Origin of the sequence: Nostoc sp. CCY 9925 (genome assembly GCF_963920935.1) — a bacterium.
Taxonomy (GTDB): Bacteria; Cyanobacteriota; Cyanobacteriia; order Cyanobacteriales; family Nostocaceae; genus Nostoc.
Window position 1 is genome coordinate 45715 of sequence record NZ_CAWUDO010000045.1, and the last position, 20806, is coordinate 66520.

The following is a 20806-nucleotide window of genomic DNA, read 5'->3' on the forward strand; positions in this document are numbered from 1 at the left end:
GTGATCCCCCCCTTTGCGATATGATTGGGGTCAACGATATCAACATATAGGCATAAATACAGAGGGCAAGACACTGTGATTAGAGTTGCAATCAACGGTTTCGGGCGTATTGGACGTAACTTTGCGCGTTGCTGGGTGGGTAGAAAGAATAGCAATATCGACCTTGTAGCTATCAATGACACATCAGACCCTAGAACCAATGCTCACCTGCTAAAGTACGACTCGATGCTAGGGAAGTTAAAGGATGTTGACATTACTGCCGATGATAACTCCATCATCATTAACGGTAAAACCGTTAAGTGCGTATCCGATCGCAACCCAGAAAACTTGCCCTGGAAAGATTGGGGAATTGACCTAATTATCGAAGCAACAGGGGTATTTACCAGCAAAGAAGGAGCGCTCAAGCATGTGAATGCTGGAGCCAAGAAAGTTCTGATCACCGCTCCTGGTAAAAATGAGGATGGCACCTTTGTGGTTGGCGTGAATCATCATGACTATGACCACAACGTACACCACATTATCAGTAACGCCAGCTGTACTACCAACTGCTTGGCTCCTATTGCCAAAGTGTTGAACGACAAGTTCGGCATTATCAAAGGCACGATGACTACTACCCATAGCTACACAGGTGACCAGCGTTTACTAGACGCTTCTCACCGTGATTTGCGACGGGCAAGAGCCGCAGCCATCAACATTGTACCCACCTCCACTGGTGCAGCAAAAGCGGTGGCGCTGGTAATTCCAGAACTCAAAGGCAAGCTGAATGGCGTTGCCTTGCGTGTACCGACCCCGAACGTTTCAATGGTAGATTTCGTAGTTCAAGTTGAGAAGCGTACTATTACTGAAGAAGTTAATCAAGCCCTTAAAGATGCCTCTGAAGGTTCACTCAAAGGCATTTTGGACTACAGCGAACTACAACTAGTTTCGTCAGATTATCAAGGTACTGATGCCTCGTCAATTGTTGATGCTAGCTTGACTTTGGTTATGGGCAATGACCTAGTAAAAGTCATGGCTTGGTATGACAACGAGTGGGGCTACAGCCAACGAGTCTTGGATTTAGCTGAATTGGTAGCCGAGAAGTGGGTTTAATTAAAAAGTTAGGAGTTAGGAGTTAAGAGTTAGGAATTAAAACTCATAACTCCTAACTCTTGAAATGTTGAAATCCCTGGCTAAGAGTGAGAACTTGGTCGGGGAATTTTTTTTGTTCATCGTGCAATAGTATTGTTGAACCTGGTGTAATTCTGCCAACGATCGCAGCACCTTCACCAAGATGTTTCACTAAAGCTGATGCTGACTTTTGTGGTAAACACAGCACTAATTCAAAGTCTTCGCCGCCATATAGAGCATATTGGAGAGCTTGCTCTGGTGTCAGCCAATGGTTAAAAGCCATTGGTAAGCAAATTTGTCTGAGTTCTAAGACCGCGCCAACGCCGCTGGCGCGACAAATTTGGATGACAGCATCTGCTAAACCGTCACTGCTATCCATACCAGCAATGGGCATGGGGCATATGGCACTTGTACTGAGCGTACTTCGACTCCGCTCAGTACAAGTTCGCGTAGCGTCTTGTAGAGAAGGCGTTGGCGCAGCTTCTCGTAGAGAAGTATTGGGCATTAGGCATGGGGATGGCAAGATTTTCTCAAGGATCGGTAAGACATCTAATCGTGGCTGGGGACGCTGATGTGCAATGATTAGAGCCGTCTTCTCTTCGTCTTTGAGGTTTTGTCCTCGTTGGGGATGCAAGAGCAATTCTAAGCCAGCGTGGGAAGCTCCGTGAACACCTGTAACGACGATCGCATCGCCGATAACAGCAGCAGAACGGCGGATAATTCGACTGGGGTGAACTTGACCAAAAGCGGTAATTGCCAAAGTAGTCACAGGCGATCGCACCACATCACCGCCGACAATTGGGGTATTGTACTTTTGCAGGCATTCTGTCATTCCCTGGTATAACTTTTCAACCCAATTCACACTCAAATCCCCAGGAAGTCCGAGTCCGACAGCGATCCCCAGTGGGGAAGCACCCATCGCTGCTAAGTCTGACAAGTTAGCAGCCGCCGCACGCCAACCTGCATCTTCTGGGGAAGTAGTTACGTTGCTAAAATGCACACCATCAACCAGCACATCTGTAGTGATGACTAAAGATTGTTCTGGTTCCGTCACCAATACTGCTGCATCATCACCAATCATTTCTGGGGGACAGAAACGGTGTAATCTTTCTAGAAGACCTTGTTCGCCAATATCTTTGATTTTAGTCATTGGTTATAGGGCATTGGGCATTAAAAAGTCAAAAGTCAAAAGTCAAAAGATTCTTTGGCATTGCTGAGTAGAAATATGAATTTGTATCACGCAGAGGCGCACAGACAAGTCGGAGCGGCGGCTTTTGCCGATCTGAACTTCGGTGGTCGCTCCAGAGTAAGAGTTGAGAAGAGTTGATTTTTAAATTTCATATTCAAATTCAGCAACACCGATTCTTTTCTTTTTAATGAGTGGCTTTTACCTTTTGACTTCCTGTTCCCCACTCCCCACTCCCTACTCTCCACTGCCCAAAGTTACGATAAAGTTATAGTCTAGGGGGATGTTGGAATGGTCTCTACACCAGTAACAAAGCTCACATTTGAAGAGTACTTAACTTATGATGATGGCAGTGGTTTTCACTACGAGCTAGTAGATGGCAGGCTGGAATTAATAAATCCCCCTACAATTCAACATTTCTTGATTGTCGCTTTTTTAGATACCGCATTCATAGCGGAAATTCAGCGCTTGAGTTTACCTTGGTTAACTTTTCGGGAAACTGGGACGAGGACAGGGAAAAATAAGTCTAGGTTAACTGACTTGTCTGTAGTGACGCAGGAGCAAGCAAGATAATTGATCAATCTATCAGCGGTCTTTGAGTCACCACCATTATTAGTTGTAGAGGTAGTCAGTCCAGATTCTATCAAGTGGGACTATCATTATAAGCGGTCTGAATATGCGGCGGTTGAAGTACCAGAATATTGGATTGTAGACCCACTAAAAGAAAAGATTTCTGTGCTGTGGCTGGAAGAAGGATTTTACGAAGAGACGGTGTTTACTGGCGACCAGCAAATTGTATCACGGACTTTTCCAGAAATGGCGATCGCAGTGAATCGGGTATTCAGCGCTGGTCATCTCAGTTAAAAAAGTGGGGACTGGTTACTGGGTATTGGGAGTGTTGTTAGCCCAAGCGGGGCGTTGAGCCAGTGCTCAGTTAGGAGTTAAGAATTATTCTCCTTGTCTCCCCAGTCCCCAGTCCCTCATCTTTACCTACGCTGCTTGCGGTTCAACGAGATTTTCTATTCCTTGGACTACTGTTGCTGATTCAATTTTGTCACCAGCCTTGAGTTGATCCAAAACTTCTTTGCCTTCAGTGAGATAGCCAAAAACGGCATAGCGGCCATCTAATAGGTTCCGTCCGGCGGGAGTCAGTTCTGGTTCAAAGAGAAAGAAGAAAAATTGCGAAGAACCTCCATTCACTTCACTTTCGGGACGAGCCATAACTACTGCGCCAAAAGCAGAAAAAGGTAGAACTGGCATATCAATGTAACGGCCAGCTTCTTCTAAGGTAATGCCATAGGTAGGCTCCTTATCACCTTCAACCAAGATTTCTAAAGGGATAGCGCGGTATTTGCCTGTATTCGGGTCAATGAAACCTACTTCTTTTCCAGCTGGGTCTCCAGTTTGCAGAAAGTAAGATTCTTCAGAACGGGTAAATTCTAAGCCATTATAAAAACCCCTCTGCACTAAATCTATAAAATTACCAGCAGTCACAGGAGCGCTGTAACCATCTACTACAAGAGTGAGGTTGCCTTTGTTGGTTTTTAATTCCACAGTGGCACGACCTTTAAGTTGTGGCAGGTTACTATACTCAGCAGGCACTTCAAAAGGAAATTCCTTTACCATCGACTCTTCTAGCTGAGTGATGAGATTCAGCAGTTTAGTTCTCTGTTGCAAAATTTCTTGTTTATCTTTGCTGTTCGCCAATTCTTGTAGGTTAACCACACCAGATTTCAACTCGTTAATCCAAGCTTCTGCTTGGGGTTGGCGTTCTTGGGGAACACTTGCTAGGATTTGGGAGGGTTTATCGAGAATGCGAGATGCTTGGCTGATATCTTTGGAAACAGCACCCCAGCGCCGATTTGCCCGCAGCTGGCTAGAAATGTCCTCTAAGCTGGCTTGTAGTTGCCGTACAGGTTTGTTATCTATCGGGAGTGCATACCGCAACAAAGCATTACCGTCGGTAATTGCGTTGCCAGCTGGCAGCGCGGCGCTACTAGAGGGAGTCCACCCAGCTGTAGTTATGCCTAAAAATATTGTTACCAGCAGTATTGCCATTAGGCTGTTCTTCAGCCAGGATTTTAATAAGTTAAGCATGGAATAACTCAAATGCAGCATTGATATTGTTGACTGGACGTAACCCATCAATAATCTTCCCACAGTAGGAGTGCCCATTGCCCAGTGCTGAGTTTTGAGTAAAAAAATGGGGGAGTGGGGAGATGAGGGAATGTGGGGAGATTAGAAAACAGCTTCCTAATCTTTCCACATCTCCCATCCCTCCCACACTCCCTGTTTGCCCCATGCCCTATCCCTAATGACTAAATAGCTAATAATGGATGACTAATTACTCCGCTTGAAGGGTACAATAAATGCCGATTGTCTTCCAAAACTTGAAAGTTTCATGATCTCCAGCAACGATTTTCGACCTGGTGTCTCAATTGTATTAGATGGATCTGTATGGCGAGTGGTGGAATTCCTCCACGTTAAGCCAGGAAAAGGTTCTGCCTTTGTACGAACCAAACTGAAAAATGTTCAGAATGGGAGTGTGGTGGAAAAAACCTTCCGGGCAGGGGAAACAGTACCCCAAGCCACTTTAGAAAAAAGCACAATGCAGCATACCTATAAAGAAGGCGATGAGTTTGTCTTTATGGATATGGAAACCTATGAAGAAGGCAGATTGAGTGCATCACAAATTGGCGATCGCGTAAAATATCTCAAAGAAGGTATGGAAGCTAACGTCATTCGTTGGGGTGAACAAGTTCTAGAAGTGGAACTGCCCAACTCTGTGGTTTTAGAAGTGGTGCAAACAGATCCAGGCGTAAAAGGTGACACTGCTACAGGTGGTACTAAGCCAGCTACTCTTGAAACTGGTGCAACTGTGATGGTTCCCTTGTTTATTTCCCAAGGAGAACGCATCAAAATTGATACCCGTGATGATAAATATTTAGGCAGGGAATAAGTTTGGATTTCAATCTCAAACAAATCCCGATTTCAATCCCTATTTAGGGATTAAATCCCTGCCACACTTAAAAATGCTAATTTACGGATAGGTCGAGGTAATAAAAACTGTGCCATTGGACTTTAATGAAATCCGCCAACTACTGGCAACTATTGCACAAACTGACATTGCAGAAGTCACGCTCAAAAGCGATGACTTTGAACTAACAGTTCGTAAAGCTGTGAGCATCAGCAATCATATGTTGTCGGTAGGTCAAGCGACCTTAGGCGGTGTGGTAGGTTCGGGCTTGTCATCGGGTTTACCTACGGCAAACCAGGTGGCTACAAGTCAGGTAACAGAGGTGGCGACAGGTCGCTTGTTTGAGAATACTGCAACTGGAACGCAATTACAGCTGTCAGTCAATCCCCCCTCAACCATTGACCAGAGATTAGTAGAGGTGCCTTCTCCTATGGTGGGAACATTTTATCGCGCTCCTGCACCGGGTGAAGCACCATTCGTGGAAGTGGGCGATCGCGTCCGCAAAGGTCAAACAGTCTGTATCATTGAGGCTATGAAGCTGATGAATGAAATCGAAGCCGAAGTCTCCGGGCAAGTGATGGAAATTCTCCTCCAAAATGGCGATCCAGTAGAATATGGTCAACCTTTGATGCGAATTAACCCTGATTAAGTATTAATCTATATTTATGAAGTGAGTCATTGTTAAAACTTTCAATCCTTGCGGGTTAATCCTGATGAAACAAACGTTGCCTTTACCACCAGAAGTGGTGCAACAAGTAGCTGAATACTTCGGCCTGTTAAGTGAGCCAATGCGCCTACGGCTGCTACACTTACTGCGGGATGAAGAGAAATGCGTGCAAGAGTTGGTAGAGGCAACACAGACTTCTCAGGCAAATGTGTCAAAGCACCTGAAGATAATGTGGCAAGCAGGAATCCTTAGCCGCCGCAGTGAAGGAACTTGCGCCTATTACAGGGTAGAAGATCAAATGATTTTTGAGTTGTGTAATCGGGTTTGCGATCGCCTCGCCACAAGGTTAGAACAGCAAGCCCGTAATTTTCGCATTTTGAATACCAAGCTGTAAGTCAGTTGTCATTTGTCATTTGTCCTTCGTCGTTTGTCCTTTGTCTAAAACTAATGACCAATGACTAATGACTAATGACTAAAGCGGATAGTTTTTCTCGAAGCTTTCACGAGTTAGTGGTTGTTGTAACTCTATACCCTCACCGCCCAAAACATCCAAAGGTTTACCATTCACGTCAATGTACACTTTGGCTTTTGGATTTAAAGTTGTCGCAGTATAAACAACTTGTCCCACACGACCTATCATTGAGGCACTACCGCCACCGCTGGTAAATTGTTCAGATAAATTAACGCGAACTTCATCATTTTCTGCGTTCAGCCCCAATAATTTGGTTCCCTTGGGAATAGTTGTAGAATCTGTCCCTTCTGTTGGGCCTGCTAACAAGCTTTGGAAAGCTGCTTCTAAAGCTTGGTTGGGTCGTACAGCTGCTACCCTCACAGGCTGGGGAACCAAAGCAATATTTTTATCCTTTGGTCTCAGCCAATAAACGTTAGCAGTTTGCTCATTACCTTGCTGCGTAGTTGATGACTGTGCTGGCTGATCAACACGTTGAGAGGGTTTTGACGGTGTAGGAGTATTATTAGATTGTGCAGTTAACCAAGCCACACCGCCACCTACCGCTACAACTGCTGCTGTGACAGCTGCAATTACACCTGAAGAAATACGATTAGATCCTTGTTGGTCTTTCATGTTCAAAACCTTCCTGACTGAGGGCTGAGATGGTAGTTATGTGAGGAGCAGCCTGGTTAAAGACGATACTTACAAGTGGAGAGTTTCCTACAATTTAGAGGAGGCTTAGTGCCTCGAAATCCGATTATTTTTAATCCTGCAAGTCCCTAATTCAATTTTAGAATTTGCACTTCTAGTCCGTCACTGTCCAATTATGTAAATTTTGGGAAGTGGGGAGATGAAGGAGTGCGGGGAGTGTGGGGGGAAAGAGAATTTATGCCCCCCTCTCTTCCCACACCTCCCACACTTCCAGCTTGCCCTATGCCCTATGCCCCATACCTATTGCCTCTTCAACCCACTGTTTGAGTGTGGTTGTCAGTTCATCAATGGCGATTTCTTGGGATTTACGGGTTGCTCTTTCTACAACTTCGACTTTGCCGTTGGCGATCGCTCGTCCGGTTACAATTCTGTATGGGATGCCTATCAAGTCTGCATCTTTGAATTTGACTCCGGCTCGTTCGTCGCGGTCATCGAGTAAGGTTTCAATTCCGGCTTGATTGAGTTGGGTGTAAAGTTTTTGGGCGATTTCGACTTGTTGAGCATCATTAATGTTAGGAATTGTGACGATCGCGTGATAAGGTGCGATCGCTACTGGCCAAATAATTCCGTCTTTGTCGTAAGATTGCTCTACGGCAGCTTGGGCTAAACGCGATACCCCTACACCAAAACAACCCATGACTAGCGGTTTTTCTTCACCCTGTTCATTGGTATAAGTTGCTCCCATTGCTTGGGAATATTTAGTGCCTAATTGGAATATGTGACCTGCTTCAATTCCCCTGGCGCTTTGTAACAGTTGTTCTGGGTTGTGGACGGCGCGATCGCCTGGTCTAGCTTTCCGCACATCTACTACACGTTCTGGTAACTTAAATTGCTCACCCCAGTTAGCACCAACTACGTGATAGCCAGTTTCATTCGCCCCTGTGACAAAGTTTTTTAAATCAACGGCTGTTTGATCCACCAAACGCAAAAACTTGGGATGGATTTGTTTATTGGCGATAATATACTCATCTGCGATGTCTGGTGCTATGTAGCCTAAAGGCAGAGATTTCGCTGTCCATGTTTGCTGCGCTTCAGAATTCGGTACGCTCAAATTAATAATAGTTGTAGCACCATACAAAGGCGCTAATTTGGTCAATTCATTTTGCAATTTGACCTCATTAACTTCCTGATCGCCTCGGATGTTCACCAAAACCAACACCGTCATCCCATTGTTATAAACTGTTTGGTAAAGGACGTTTTTCACCACTTGGGTGGGAGAACATTTGAGTAGTTGACATACTGTTTCAATCGTTTCTGTTCCAGGTGTATCGCGTTTTTCGTAGGTTGTAAACCGTGAGGGTTCGATATCAGCTGGTAAAGAAACAGCCTTTTCTACGTTAGCGGCGTATTTACCATCCTCAGTGTAGAGAACCTCGTCTTCGCCAGCTTCCGCTAACACCATAAATTCTGTGGAACCAGAACCACCAATTGCACCAGAATCAGCTTCCACTGCGCGAAAGGCTAAACCAGAACGCCGCAACATATTGCTGTAGGCTTGATACATATCCTGGTAAGTTTTTTTGAGGCTAGCTTCATCGACGTGGAAAGAGTAGCCGTCTTTCATGATGAATTCTCGTCCGCGCATCAAACCAAAGCGGGGACGAATTTCATCGCGGAATTTGGTCTGAATTTGGTAGAGATGCAGAGGTAGTTGGCGATAGGAACGAATCATATCACGAGCGATCGTTGTGATCACTTCTTCATGAGTTGGGCCTAATCCTAATTGTTGATCGCGGCGGTCAATGAGGGAAAACATGATTCCCTCAGCTTTGGTGTAAGTATCCCAACGTCCCGATTCTTTCCATAAATTAGCGGGTTGTAATTGCGGTAAAAGACATTCTTGTGCGCCTGTAGCGTTCATTTCTTCGCGCACAATTTGGGAAACCTTTTGCAGTACCCGCCACATCAAGGGGAGATAAGCATAGACACCGCTACCGATGCGACGAATGTAACCTGCACGGAGTAATAATTTATGGCTAGGAATCTCAGCATCAGCTGGATCATCCCGGAGTGTAACGAATAACATTTGTGATAGTCGCATCGTTTATTACCTTTCCAAAATCGCTAAATTCTATGTCAACTAAAGTATGAATTATCAAGGATGAAGTAAAAAGGGACTGGGGATTGGGCATCGATGGGGCAAAGGGGAAAGGGGAAGGGGGAAAGGAAAGATCTCTCTTTTCCCTTTAACCTTTAACCTTTTCCCCTTGCGAAGCCATGTCCCCAATCCCTTCCCCACTCATTTCAGGAGAAAACAACCTTGTCTAATGTAATTTATCAAGCACAGCCACCTTTAGAATTTATTCCTCCAGCGTTCAACCCCTTATTTCTACGAGTTGTGCATTTGTTGTTACCCAGTTGGATCAACTGGCAAACACCTATTACCAAAATTGAAGCAGACAACGTAGAAGTTCTGGTAGATCTCTATCGCCAGTTCCAAGAGGGTAAGATCCGTTTTTTGCTGGCTTTTCGCCATCCTAAAACCGACGATCCCTTTGGTTTGGGCTACTTGCTGTCTCAACTCGTGCCAAAGGTAGCACGATCGCAAGGCACAGTGCTAGAACTTCCGATTCACGCTCATTTTATCTACGATCGCGGCATTCCTCTATGGGCTGGTTCTCACGTTGGCTGGATTATGTCTCAGTTGGGTGGTACTCCAATTCAGCGGGGTAAGGCTGACTGGACGGGGTTACGTTCCGCGCGTGACTTGTTTGCTAATGGGAAGTTTCCTATGGCTGCGGCGCCAGAAGGTGCTACCAATGGTTTGTCAGAGATTATCAGCCCCTTGGAACCTGGTATTGCCCAGTTAGGCTTTTGGTGTGCTGAGGATTTGCAAAAAGCTGGACGCGATCAACAGGTTTTAATTGTACCAGTTGGGATTAAGTATAGTTATGTTGATGCTCCTTGGGATGCGATCGCTAATCTTTTAAGTGAATTAGAAGCGGCTAGTGGTTTATCTGTGAATCCAGCACAATCAGGGAATGTTGCTGCTGTGGAAACGCTTTATCCGCGGTTATTAACTTTGGCGGAGCATTTACTTTCGCTGATGGAAATATTCTACACGCGTTTCTATCATCAAAAACTGCCAGATGCCAAGATTGTTGCTGAGCAAATTCCAGATAGAAATCAAGCATTAGCAGTTCGTTTACAAGCTTTGTTAAATGCAGCACTATTAATATCAGAACAGTATTTTGATTTACAGTCCAAAGGCTCTTTAACTGACCGCTGTCGGCGAGTAGAACAAGCTGGTTGGAATTATATATTTAGAGAAGAATTTAAGGATGTTAAAGGAGTATCTGCTGTTGAAAAAGCGTTGGGCGATCGCGTTGCTGAAGAAGCGAATGCGCGGATGTGGCACATGCGCTTAGTAGAAAGTTTTGTAGCGGTTTCTGGTAATTATATTAAAGAAAAACCAACAGTAGAAAGGTTTGCTGAAACAGCTCTAATTTTATGGAAAATGATTGCTAAAATTCAAGGCAATAAAGCTGTTCAGCGTCCGGTATTAGGCAAGGAAAAGATAAAAATTACTATTGGCGAACCAATATCTATTTCTGAGCGTTACCCAGCATATAAAGAGAATCGTTTGGGTGCTAGACAAGCTGTTGCTGATGTGACGAACGATTTGCAGCACGCGTTGGAAGGATTGATTTGAAACAAACAAAACAAGAAGACTGAATTTCGTGAGTTATCTATCCAGGTAATTCGCCAAAGCGTTCCCGATAACGCTGTAAAAGTTGTTCTGCTAATTCTCGCTGCTGTCGTTCCTGTTGGGCACGAATACTTTCCTGTTCTGCACGAATACTTGCTTGTTGTGCAAGTTCTTCTGGAGTGGGAAATCTATTCCCTTGCTCATCAAACCAGTATAGCCACTCGCGCTGCCATCCTTCATGGATACCTTGACCTCTAGCAATTCCCAAGCCTATTTCTGGCATCCATGTTGGTTCACCAGGCTGGCGCATATATTCGCCATTTTCTAAGCGATAAACTTCAAAAGGTTCATGTTTGTCACTCTGATAATAATCAGGGTTGTAAGTAACATAATACAATACACCTAATTGGGTATAAGCAACCATTTTTTTGTCGTATTCTCCCCCGTAAGTTTGGGAAACAACTTCCAATACCAATACAGGAGAAACGTTATTTTCTTCTAATAAAACATAGCTTAAGCGTCCCTTGGGATCATTCTTGCGGCGTGGTACTCCTATGCTGAGGAAACCATCAGGAATTATGGGAGTTCGCCGAATTTGACCTGTGCGGTCATAAATGCCCATATCAACCCCAAAAAACCAGTCCCATCGGTCTTGCCAAATTAAGGCTAAGATTGCTTTTAATAAGTTGGGAATCAGATTTTGTAGCTCATTATCCACAGGGGTATCGTCGGAGCAAGGTAACTCTTCTGAGGAAGGAAGATACTCAGGTGTGTTGTAGTCTAGCATGACGATTTATAGGGAAAATCCGTAAAAAAGTATTTGCTGACTTCACCTTCAAGAAGGATACCAATATCAGCATCAAATGGCAACAAAACAAAATTTTATTACTTATATTTATTACTTATATATATAGCATAATGCCATGTAAACATGGCATATAGACGTTAAGCGATCGCCTCTTACATACTAACCTGGAAACACCTGAGATAAATCCAGAACTAAATCAGGGAAAGATGGCAGGTTAACTGATTCATTTGGGAGATAAATAAACTTGCGACGATAACCAAATTTACCTTGTAAATCTTGATAAGGTTCGCTATAACATTCAAGATAATTATCTACTAAATTAAATATCCAATAGTCGAAAATACCAGCTTCGGCATAAAGAGATAATTTTACATCTTGATCGTATTTCAAAGTGGAATTAGAAATTTCAATTACCAGCAATACATCAGATGGGCTAGGATGAGCTTCTAAATAGTCATCAGGACGATTTCGCACAATGACTAGATCGGGTTCTGGTTCGCTGTCATCACCTATAATAATTGGTTCTTGTCCTCGAAGAATCGCCTGTTCTACAACCAGCTTGAATAACTCCCGATATAACCGAGTGCTGCAAACAGAGTGCGGTGTACCTTTAGCTGCCATCTGGACTATTTCACCCTTAATTAGCTCTACTCGGTCATTCACTTTAAAGAAGCCGAGTTCGGCCAGACGGTGATATTCAGCTATGGTAAAGCGTTTAGCAGTGGTAAGGCTCATAACAACTATGAGAATGCAGAGTTATTTTTATCTTAATGTAGTTTGGCAATAGCACTAAAAAAACAATACCAACGACAAATAGGGATAAAATTTTTACCCCTGCAAAGTTGTATATTATTTGAAGAATAGCTCAGAGAAAGCTATTAATTTTCAGTTAAATGACTTTCTAACAAAGATGCGATCGCCTCTGGATGAATATTCTTATATTTCTTTTTACCAAGTTGTAAAACACAGTTGGGAGCGCTGCTGCAACATTTTTGGCAACTGGTATGTTCAATGGTAACTTTGTCTAATAAACCGCGATCGCACAAAGTTTTTTCTAATTCTGATAATAAGCCTTTACCACCACGTTTGAGGCAACCCGACTTTTGGCACACCATAATTTTGGCTTTGGGTTCGAGTGGCAAACTTTGAATTGGACAAGTGCCAATTGGTATAATTTGATAGGCAGTAATTTTAATTTCACCTGTGTGCGAGTCTAACTGACTGTGAGCAAAAACGCGAATTTGCTCACCAGGAACTAACAATAAACTCAGAGAACGACGCAACTCTTTTGGCAATTTAATTTCCATAGTTCCATCTGGAACTGCCAACTGTAAATATTTATATTTTTTGGGTTCAGCACCAACAAAACCTAAAAACTGCCCTTCAAGGTTCAATTCTGATAACGTGAAATATTTCTTACCCATGATTGATTAAAAATAATAGGGAATAGGGAATGGGGAATAGGGAATGAGGAATAAAAAATGGGGATTGGGCATTAGTTATTCTCCCCCACTCCCTACTCCCCACTCTTGTTACGCGAGGCGTTTTGCTTCTACAGTTTGCGGTAAATTGGCTACATCTGGTAATTCACTAAATTCTAATTCCCAGCCATTTGCTAAGGTGAGAATCTTACCGTCATTGCCATCAGTTTGTTTGACTACTTCTTCTTCCAGGTCTTTTTTAGCAACGTAAACTACTAAAGTGCCGGCATCATTCACGCGTAACATTACTTTCATGAGATTCCTCAACAGATTCTAGTTCTTTTTTCTTACAGCCGACGACAATCCCTGTTTCTAAGAAATGCACAGCATAGATATAGGAACTTTGCAAATATGTGCCTATACTTGCTATGTAGCCAATATCTCCTTTTTTAGCTAAAACTTGGCCGACTTCTCTACCAGGAAAGGTACCATCGTTTTTAATTAGTTTACGAAGTCTGACTTTTTCACCAATTTCAAAAGCGGGTGGTAAGTCTAGCTCTAATTCATCGCGTTGCATGAGAATACCTCTGTTCTCTGGCCAAATTCAACACTTCTTCTGTCGTGAGGCTGCGTTTTTTCTGTACTGACTGATGGCGCACTGCGTCTAAAACTGACTGGGTTTCTTGTGAGTTTAAGAAAATTCCATACTGTTCTAGTAAGTTGGAAACTAAATGTCTTCCAGAATGTTTACCTACTACTAAGCGGCGTTCGCAACCCACTTCTTCGGGAGCAAATGGTTCGTAGGTGAGAGGGTTTTGCAGGACACCGTGAGCATGAATTCCGGATTCGTGGGCGAAGGTATTTTCACCAACGATCGCTTTCCAAGGTGGAACATCTGCACCTGAGGCGGCTGCAACTAGTTGAGACAGTTCTAACAAGCCAGAAGTCTCAATTCCTAAATCAACGCCGTAGATGCGTTTGATCGCCATGACAACTTCTTCTAGGGCTGCATTTCCCGCCCTTTCACCCAAGCCGTTGACTGTGGTATTCACAGATGTGGCTCCGGCTTTGATCCCAGCAAGGGCGTTAGCAGTTGCTAGACCAAAATCATTGTGGGTGTGGATTTCGAGGGGAATTGTCAAAGCGGAAACAAGTTGCTTGACCTTTGTGTAGGTGGTGAAGGGGTCGAGGACTCCCACAGTGTCGCAGAAGCGGAAGCGAGATGCACCCCACTCTTGGGCGGAAAGCGCTACATCTAAGAGGAAGCTTTCATCAGCTCTAGAAGAATCTTCTCCCCCAACTGCTACCCAAAGACCGCGATCGACGGCGAAGCTGATGGAGTCTTTGAGTTTTTGTAGACTTACCCGCCACTGACCATGAAATTTAGTGGCAATTTGGATACCAGAGACGGGGATGGCAATATGCACTCGGTTGAGACCGCAGGCCATGGAAGCTTTAATATCTGAGATGACAGCGCGGTTCCACCCCAAGAGTTTTGCTTGCAAACCCAAGTCAGAAATTACGGAAATTGCCTGTGTTTCTTCGCCACCCATTGCTGGTATCCCGACTTCTAATTCGGGGATACCTATGGCATCGAGAAACTTGGCGATCGCTACTTTTTCTTTTATGTTGAAAGCAACACCCGCCGCTTGTTCACCATCACGCAATGTAGTGTCATTAATTATGATTTGATTCATTGCAAATATCCCTCTCTTGGAAGTATTCTCAATATCCTTTCTATCTACAATTCCCAGTGATGGTAAATGCTAAAAATATCACAATACATATGCAGGATACATGATCCTCAATTATTGCTCAATTATCAACATCACATCTGTATGGCAAGGAACCAAAAATTGGTATAATTTACTAATCTTTTTTACCGAGGTCAATTGTCATTTGTTCAAGTAGCAAATAACAAACATAGCTATTAGCAAATCCGGAAAAAAGTAAAACACAGAATCCAGCGATTAATGTAGTAATCATCTCAGGAACCTCAGATTTTTTAGAGTATTAGTGTGTAGTTTAACTCCAGTACAAATTAGTTAACTTTGTTCTGCTAACCAGTCAAAAATCCGTTCTAACTGTTCCAAGTTAACTAAACCATACTGCCAGAGAAGCATCGGTAACGGGCCATTTTGAAACTCACGGTGTCGTAGCGCTACAGCAATATCAGCATTTGAAAGTTCAAGTTCATGGTGCAAAAAATTGATCAGTTGAATATCTCTGTTACGAGTTGGCATAGTTGAACTTTCAATTTCTTCAGTTGGGAAAGATTTAAAAATTAGAAATTCCTATCTGGGGCATGGGCTATGGGGTAAGAAATCTTGGAATATTAACTTGATAGTTACTTCTGCCATGCTGTAGGAATTCATCTCAGTTTGCAATAGAATTTGCTAGCAGACAGTAACTTCAACTTCTAAACCTCTTCAATATTTATGCATCCCTATAAAGAGCTATGCTTGTGTGATGAATTCAAGATTAATATTGTCTAGATTAGCTCTTTCAACAATATTTACGAATCAATATTCATCACTATATTGCCAGCAACGCTCTAACCACTCGACTAATTCGTGACGAGAAGCGAGAAATTGCATAACCGTACTCCGAATTAGAATCGCTTCTAGCAAATTGTTGACTTGCACCCGTAAAGAACCATCCGGAAGACAGGAACTCTTAATTTTTAATTCTTGCAAACGGTGATAGATTCGCCAGCGATCGCTCAAAGGAATCTGCAAAACTTGTTCGCCTAAAGTATCATTTGTCATTTCTCTTTTGTCCTTTGTCATTTGTTATTTGTCGGTTATCATTTGTCAGTTGTTCTTAAATGACCAATGACTAATGACCAATAACTACTTAGTCTTGACTCCTGATTCCTGAGTTCTGACTTCTAAAGCTTGCAGTTGTTTTTCGAGTTGTTCGATGCGCGAGAGTAAAGAACGAATCACCGTTGCTTCTACGTCGGGTAGCTTTCCATGTTCTAAAGGAGAAAGGCTGGCGCTTTGATTGCGAGAAATAATTCGGCCGGGAACTCCCACCACAGTACAATCGCTGGGTACATTCCGCAAAACAATGGAACCCGCGCCAATGCGAACGCGATCGCCAATTTGCAGATTACCCAAAACTTTCGCACCCGCACCCACCACAACATTTTTACCGACTGTGGGATGACGCTTACCGCTTTCTTTACCAGTTCCGCCAAGGGTGACGCCTTGATAAATCAGCGTATAGTCTCCGACGATCGCAGTTTCCCCAATCACAACTCCCATTCCGTGGTCGATAAATACACCCTGACCAATCTCTGCACCTGGGTGAATTTCAATTCCGGTTAAAAATCGTCCCAAGTGAGAAATTAAGCGGGGAATAAAACCCACTCCTCGACAATGTAACCAGTGAGCAACACGATGCAAACACAGTGCGTGCAATCCAGGATAGCAAAACACCACCTCTAGCCAATTGCGTGCTGCTGGATCGCGCTCAAAGATAATGCGAAAATCACTCAATAATGGCTCAAAAAAACCTCCAGAGAGTAATGTTTTGAGCAAGGATTTCTGTTTTGAATCCTGTATTTTCTGAGTTTGAGAATTCGTAACTCTGTCTAAGGACTGTTGCATCGCTACTGTCTATCTGGTTAAAAGAGCCATGTGCTATTTTTATGCTTATATCAGGCCACTTCCAACTCGATAGTTAACCCAATGTTGATTGGATTTATTGGATTTATTAAGGTTGTACTCAAACGCCGAAACCCCCACTTAAGATAAACTTAAAATTTCTCTGGGGGTAGGGGTACTAGTATTTAACGATAGGGGTACTGGTATTTTTAGGGCAGGGTTTAAGAATTTCTGTACTCGCTACAAGAAACTTTACCTGTAAGACTTTACAAAGATTTATGCAATATATTTTGCGATTTATTAAGCTGTACTCAAATGCACTCAAATATGGTTTAGATAAGGATAAAAGTGAAAATTCTGTATATCGTATTACTATTATTATCTTATTATTTGGTTAGGCGAAAAACAAGTTTCTTTATTTTCTTTTAGGATTTGCTGTCTGTATGTATATATACGTTTTCAAATATCGCTATCGCTCATAAGAGATGTTTTCTTATTATATAGATGTGTGGAAAAAAGCAACACAAAATCTTAGAACAGTGTAATAAGTAGATATTCTCATACCAGTTAAATAATAATAGGGTTTCCAAATAAAAAAACATTCAACTCTTCTTGTAGGGTGGGCGTCTCGCCCGCCCGTAACAAAGGGCGGACAAGATGTCCACCCCACAAGTAGTAGTAATTTATTTCTGAGTAATCGTTAACTGGCTGCTGTAGGACAGCACAGCTGTGCTGTCCTACCCACAAAACTTGCAGAGGTGGATTAATCTAGTTCAAATACTCGTTAATCCAGTTCAGAGGTGGATTCATCCAGTTCAAATACTTATTAATCCAGTTCAGAAGTGGATTCATCCAGTTCAAATACTCGTTAATCCAGTTCAGAGGTGGATTCATCCAGTTCAAATACTCGTTAATCCAGTTCAGAGGTGGATGAACAAAGTAAGGGCGTACATTTGTACGCCCTGACAGCAAATGTATTTATAGTGCTTCTGTGTTGAGTTCAATAAAGACCTAACCCCCAACCCCTTCCCTATAAGGGAAGGGGAGTAAGATTCAAAGCCTCTCTCCTTTTAGGAGAGAGGTTTGGAGAGAGGTCAGAGGATATTGCATACAAACGAGAAGTCCTATATTGCAAAGATTTTTGAAAAAGATACCAGACTCACCGACGAGTATAAACTTATCAAGATACCGGAGTTTTTGCAGATCTACCTTTACCAATAGCCTTAAAGCGTTCGCCTAACTGTTCAGCAACAGTTTTTAAACCTGGAGTCTTTTTCGATGCAGTCTTGACGTAATCATAAACAGTTAAACTGCCAGTCATAGCTTCACTACCGACAGCCATTAGGGTATCATCTACCTGTTCAGTGAGTTGCTGCATAGAGATTAAAAGTTCGGTGAGTGCAGAGGCTAATTGATAATCCCGAACAAGTTCATCAACGTCAAAAGTCGCTGGCAGAATTTCGCGGTTAGACTGAGCAGCAGTGATGCTATTGTTTACAAAGGCGAGGCTTTTATCGCCCATTTTGACTAACTTGCGTCGTTCGTCAGCACTGAGAGTAACTAAAAAGGGTAGCTTTTGTTGGACTTTCTGTAGCGCGGCTTTAATTTCCTGGATATCTTGTGGCGAAAGGGAGCCTGTAATATTTTGATAAGCCATCGTATATTTACCTTGGGAGTTATGATGGTGAAGTAGCAATAGTAGCTAAGTATATAATTCCCATTGGTAAGAGCGATCGCACATCATAACCTATTTATTTATCTGTTTTAGAAAATTTGTAGGTTGGGTTGAACTTTAGTGTTACCCAACAAAGCCCTGAAAATGTTGGGTTTCGTTCCTCAACCCAACCTACACCGAAGCTTATCACAAAACATAATTACGAATTACGAATTACGAATTACGAATTACGAATTATTTAAAATGCTCACCCCAAAAGTCTCTGCGTGGGTTAAAAAACCGCACAAGTTCGCCAGTTTGCCAATTAATTGACCCTAAATCCGTCCCTTTTTGCAGGTTACAGAAAATACAGGCATAGCAGAGATTATCTGCTGTTGTAGCGCCGCCGTGTTTGACGCTGATGATATGGTCAACTTGACAACCCGACGATCTATCTACTTCGGAGACAAGACAGTACTCGCAAATATGCTCGGCGCGATCGGCAACTAAACGCCGCAGTTCTGCATTAATATATGGACGAGGCATTTTGAATACTTACTTAGGGTTAACGTACTGACGAGCTTTTGCTTTTGCTAAAGTCATAATATGCTCTAGCGTGAGGAAATGATCTAACTCTCGCTGGTCACTTCCAGTAAGACCTTCAGTTTTTGCGCGGTAAACGAGATCCTCTAAACGGTCTTTGGCTGCATCCGAGAGTTTGAAATCGATAACACTTTGCGGAGTGGTTCCAGCAGCAATAAACTCTATAATTTCGTCGTAGACTTTGGTAGTATTTACAGATGTAGTCATGAGATTATCTCTTTTTATTTAATTTTACTGATTTACATGCGATCGGTCATAAAGACCTCATGTAGAGACGCGATTCATCGCGTCTGAAAGGCACGTTAAAGAGACGCGATAAATCGCCGTCTCTACAGAAAATATTCTCGTCAACTATTCCTTTTTATGATTAATCACTACTCTATGCAACTTCCAAAGATTTTCCTAGCGTTTTAGGCTCCGGTAGAGGTTCGCCATCAGCCAAAGATGATTCAATCAACATTTCTAAAACTTCCTGAGCATTTTTCAAAGCTTCTTCATAAGTCTCTCCGTGAGTGCAAGGCTGCATTATATCTGTAAACTCAGGTAAGAAAACTACATAACATTGGTCTTCTTCTGACCATTGAATCACGATTGTATATTTCATATTTATTCATAAGCTTCTCGTCGATGAGCAATAGCGAATATACCTGGCGATTAGAACGCGGCTATACAAACCAAGTCCGCCTGCGCGGACTCAAAGAATTTGAAACCCACGAAGGTGGGTTTTGTCTGTATAGCCGCGAATTCCATTCGCCAGGGCTTCTATACATCAAACCGAACCATTCTCCAGTTTTTTACCCGACCTTCAGCAATATCTTTTTTACCCCTTTCAAAGGATTCAATAAATCCAGGGATATTAAGCAACTCTTGGGTAGCATCTTCACTCTCTTTATCTGCGAGATACGCTAAAAAGTCAGCAACCAGTTCTAGGCGTTCAGAAGATAATCCATCTAGATATTGGTTGATTTGCTGACGAACTTCTGTATTGTTCATATTTTTAGCCAATCTTTTATTCTTAACTTTGAGAATCTTGCTTGTTTTTATTTGCTTGCTCAATGCGTTGCCTAATTGCTTCTTCTGCAATGCGAATATTTTCTTCAATTGGCGTACCGTCTTCAGCTACCATTGGCCCGTACCATGTTGCTTCCGAGTCAGGAGGATTACGGCGACTAAACAAGACACGAATAGCCTCATCATCATCTCGATGTGCAAGTATATAAGCTGTCAGTTCTTTGTTAGTCATTGCTTCAAAGTTCGGTTTCATTTAAAAACCTCCAGAGTCCACTAGGGGGTACGATAATTTCAATATTCTCGCCTGCCAAAATATACACATCTTTAGTTTGGATTTGAAAACGAAACAGGTGGATATCTTTGTAAGTGTTTGATAACATTTGGCAGACTCGCACACAGGCTTGTGCTTGTTCATTGGTTGGGTTTATTGTCTGTTCCTCAATTGTGACATGGATAATATTAAGCTTTTTGGCATATACTCAGCTTACATTTACCCTTCCAACTGCTTTAACTTCTTCTGAGCAAATTCCCGCACTTGCTCATCTGGGTCATTCTCGGCGCGATCGCGCAACAGTGTTAAAGTCTGGGGATGCTGAGGAAATTGCTTGATAATTATCTCTAGTGCAATGCGCCGAGGGTTAGGTTTAAAGAAAGAATCATGGCTATCCTTAAAGGGGTCATTAACAGCGCACTGGTAGTAGATATCAAACAAATCAGCGTGATATTTAAAGTGTTTAGCTAATTCTTGGACTGCTGCACGTCGCACATTTTCGTGCTTATCCTGGGTAGCGCGTTCTTTGAGGATGAATTTGGTATCGGGGTCATCTTTGAAGTTGTTCGCTAATTCTTGGATTGCTGCACCTCGCACATCTTTGTCATCATCCTGGGCAGCGCGTTCTTTGAGGATGGATTTGGTATCGGGGTCATCTTTGAAGTTTTTCGCTAATTCT

The 20806-nt window shown here is 42.8% G+C and carries 25 protein-coding genes and 2 pseudogenes; 6 read left to right on the forward strand and 21 right to left on the reverse strand.

Going from position 1 to position 20806, the window contains the following annotated elements:
* The first annotated feature begins 75 nt into the window (after positions 1 to 75).
* Positions 76 to 1089 carry a type I glyceraldehyde-3-phosphate dehydrogenase gene (locus tag ACM0OY_RS21770; RefSeq protein WP_414570921.1) on the forward strand — a complete coding sequence of 338 codons (1014 nt, stop codon included), beginning with the start codon at positions 76 to 78 and terminating at the stop codon, positions 1087 to 1089.
* Between the two features lie 52 nt (positions 1090 to 1141).
* On the opposite strand, the gene thiL is transcribed toward ACM0OY_RS21770, so the two are convergent.
* Complete coding sequence (gene thiL, locus ACM0OY_RS21775; protein ID WP_414570922.1) at positions 1142 to 2257, reverse strand: thiamine-phosphate kinase; 1116 nt, start codon at positions 2255 to 2257, stop codon at positions 1142 to 1144.
* A 327-nt stretch (positions 2258 to 2584) separates the two neighbouring features.
* Between thiL and ACM0OY_RS21780 the strand changes: the two are divergent.
* Positions 2585 to 3157 (forward strand): annotated as a pseudogene (locus ACM0OY_RS21780) (Uma2 family endonuclease).
* Positions 3158 to 3283: 126 nt separating this feature from the next.
* Here ACM0OY_RS21780 and ACM0OY_RS21785 read toward each other — a convergent pair.
* Positions 3284 to 4390 (reverse strand): peptidylprolyl isomerase, encoded by a 1107-nt coding sequence (locus tag ACM0OY_RS21785; RefSeq protein ID WP_414570948.1) that lies wholly within the window; start codon positions 4388 to 4390, stop codon positions 3284 to 3286.
* Positions 4391 to 4694: 304 nt separating this feature from the next.
* Between ACM0OY_RS21785 and efp the strand changes: the two genes are divergently transcribed.
* From efp to ACM0OY_RS21800, 3 genes are all read left to right on the forward strand, one after another.
* Positions 4695 to 5252: an elongation factor P gene (gene efp / locus ACM0OY_RS21790; RefSeq protein ID WP_414570923.1), complete on the forward strand. Its 558-nt coding sequence runs from the start codon at positions 4695 to 4697 to the stop codon at positions 5250 to 5252.
* Positions 5253 to 5361: 109 nt separating this feature from the next.
* Complete coding sequence (gene accB, locus ACM0OY_RS21795; RefSeq protein WP_414570924.1) at positions 5362 to 5919, forward strand: acetyl-CoA carboxylase biotin carboxyl carrier protein; 558 nt, start codon at positions 5362 to 5364, stop codon at positions 5917 to 5919.
* A gap of 64 nt (positions 5920 to 5983) precedes the next feature.
* Positions 5984 to 6331 carry an ArsR/SmtB family transcription factor gene (locus tag ACM0OY_RS21800; RefSeq protein WP_414570925.1) on the forward strand — a complete coding sequence of 116 codons (348 nt, stop codon included), beginning with the start codon at positions 5984 to 5986 and terminating at the stop codon, positions 6329 to 6331.
* A 78-nt stretch (positions 6332 to 6409) separates the two neighbouring features.
* On the opposite strand, the gene ACM0OY_RS21805 is transcribed toward ACM0OY_RS21800, so the two are convergent.
* On the reverse strand, positions 6410 to 7021 hold the full coding sequence (locus ACM0OY_RS21805) for a GerMN domain-containing protein (RefSeq protein ID WP_414570926.1): 612 nt from the start codon (positions 7019 to 7021) through the stop codon (positions 6410 to 6412).
* A gap of 298 nt (positions 7022 to 7319) precedes the next feature.
* A complete protein-coding gene (locus ACM0OY_RS21810) occupies positions 7320 to 9140 on the reverse strand; it encodes a proline--tRNA ligase (RefSeq protein WP_414570927.1) in 1821 nt (606 codons plus the stop codon).
* Positions 9141 to 9359: 219 nt separating this feature from the next.
* Between ACM0OY_RS21810 and ACM0OY_RS21815 the strand changes: the two genes are divergently transcribed.
* Complete coding sequence (locus ACM0OY_RS21815) at positions 9360 to 10751, forward strand: 1-acyl-sn-glycerol-3-phosphate acyltransferase (RefSeq protein WP_414570928.1); 1392 nt, start codon at positions 9360 to 9362, stop codon at positions 10749 to 10751.
* Between the two features lie 37 nt (positions 10752 to 10788).
* On the opposite strand, the gene ACM0OY_RS21820 is transcribed toward ACM0OY_RS21815, so the two are convergent.
* The 17 genes and pseudogenes from ACM0OY_RS21820 to ACM0OY_RS21900 all read right to left on the reverse strand — a co-directional run.
* On the reverse strand, positions 10789 to 11535 hold the full coding sequence (locus tag ACM0OY_RS21820) for a Uma2 family endonuclease (protein ID WP_414570929.1): 747 nt from the start codon (positions 11533 to 11535) through the stop codon (positions 10789 to 10791).
* Positions 11536 to 11715: 180 nt separating this feature from the next.
* On the reverse strand, positions 11716 to 12291 hold the full coding sequence (locus tag ACM0OY_RS21825; RefSeq protein ID WP_414570930.1) for a Uma2 family endonuclease: 576 nt from the start codon (positions 12289 to 12291) through the stop codon (positions 11716 to 11718).
* A 143-nt stretch (positions 12292 to 12434) separates the two neighbouring features.
* Positions 12435 to 12980, reverse strand: a complete 546-nt coding sequence (locus ACM0OY_RS21830) for a (2Fe-2S) ferredoxin domain-containing protein (RefSeq protein ID WP_414570931.1) — start codon at positions 12978 to 12980, stop codon at positions 12435 to 12437.
* Between the two features lie 108 nt (positions 12981 to 13088).
* On the reverse strand, positions 13089 to 13292 hold the full coding sequence (nifT, locus tag ACM0OY_RS21835) for a putative nitrogen fixation protein NifT (protein ID WP_414570932.1): 204 nt from the start codon (positions 13290 to 13292) through the stop codon (positions 13089 to 13091).
* On the reverse strand, positions 13267 to 13554 hold the full coding sequence (locus ACM0OY_RS21840; protein WP_414570933.1) for a nitrogen fixation protein NifZ: 288 nt from the start codon (positions 13552 to 13554) through the stop codon (positions 13267 to 13269). The genes nifT and ACM0OY_RS21840 overlap by 26 nt, the downstream gene beginning before the upstream one ends.
* Positions 13541 to 14674, reverse strand: coding sequence for a homocitrate synthase (nifV, locus tag ACM0OY_RS21845; RefSeq protein ID WP_414570934.1), 1134 nt, complete (start codon positions 14672 to 14674; stop codon positions 13541 to 13543). Before nifV ends, ACM0OY_RS21840 begins: the two co-directional genes overlap by 14 nt.
* A 348-nt stretch (positions 14675 to 15022) precedes the next feature.
* Positions 15023 to 15220 (reverse strand): DUF2949 domain-containing protein, encoded by a 198-nt coding sequence (locus tag ACM0OY_RS21850; RefSeq protein WP_414570935.1) that lies wholly within the window; start codon positions 15218 to 15220, stop codon positions 15023 to 15025.
* 279 nt (positions 15221 to 15499) lie between these two features.
* Complete coding sequence (locus tag ACM0OY_RS21855) at positions 15500 to 15745, reverse strand: Asr1405/Asl0597 family protein (RefSeq protein ID WP_414570936.1); 246 nt, start codon at positions 15743 to 15745, stop codon at positions 15500 to 15502.
* A gap of 84 nt (positions 15746 to 15829) precedes the next feature.
* Complete coding sequence (cysE, locus tag ACM0OY_RS21860; RefSeq protein ID WP_414570937.1) at positions 15830 to 16591, reverse strand: serine O-acetyltransferase; 762 nt, start codon at positions 16589 to 16591, stop codon at positions 15830 to 15832.
* 1177 nt (positions 16592 to 17768) lie between these two features.
* Complete coding sequence (locus ACM0OY_RS21865) at positions 17769 to 18245, reverse strand: hypothetical protein (protein WP_414570938.1); 477 nt, start codon at positions 18243 to 18245, stop codon at positions 17769 to 17771.
* 255 nt (positions 18246 to 18500) lie between these two features.
* Positions 18501 to 18788: pseudogene (locus tag ACM0OY_RS21870) on the reverse strand (HNH endonuclease); the annotation flags it as partial.
* A 9-nt stretch (positions 18789 to 18797) separates the two neighbouring features.
* Entirely contained in the window at positions 18798 to 19052 is a 255-nt protein-coding gene (locus ACM0OY_RS21875) for a hypothetical protein (RefSeq protein WP_414570939.1), read from the reverse strand.
* Between the two features lie 172 nt (positions 19053 to 19224).
* Positions 19225 to 19449 (reverse strand): type II toxin-antitoxin system HicB family antitoxin, encoded by a 225-nt coding sequence (locus tag ACM0OY_RS21880; protein ID WP_414570940.1) that lies wholly within the window; start codon positions 19447 to 19449, stop codon positions 19225 to 19227.
* Positions 19450 to 19607: 158 nt separating this feature from the next.
* Positions 19608 to 19838 (reverse strand): hypothetical protein, encoded by a 231-nt coding sequence (locus ACM0OY_RS21885; protein ID WP_414570941.1) that lies wholly within the window; start codon positions 19836 to 19838, stop codon positions 19608 to 19610.
* Between the two features lie 22 nt (positions 19839 to 19860).
* Entirely contained in the window at positions 19861 to 20109 is a 249-nt protein-coding gene (locus tag ACM0OY_RS21890; protein ID WP_322681384.1) for a DUF6887 family protein, read from the reverse strand.
* Positions 20093 to 20314, reverse strand: coding sequence for a DUF6888 family protein (locus ACM0OY_RS21895; protein WP_414570949.1), 222 nt, complete (start codon positions 20312 to 20314; stop codon positions 20093 to 20095). The genes ACM0OY_RS21890 and ACM0OY_RS21895 overlap by 17 nt, the downstream gene beginning before the upstream one ends.
* 32 nt (positions 20315 to 20346) lie before the next feature.
* Positions 20347 to 20806, reverse strand: a 460-nt coding sequence (locus tag ACM0OY_RS21900; protein WP_414570942.1) for a HEAT repeat domain-containing protein, incomplete at its 5' end; no start/stop codon positions are given.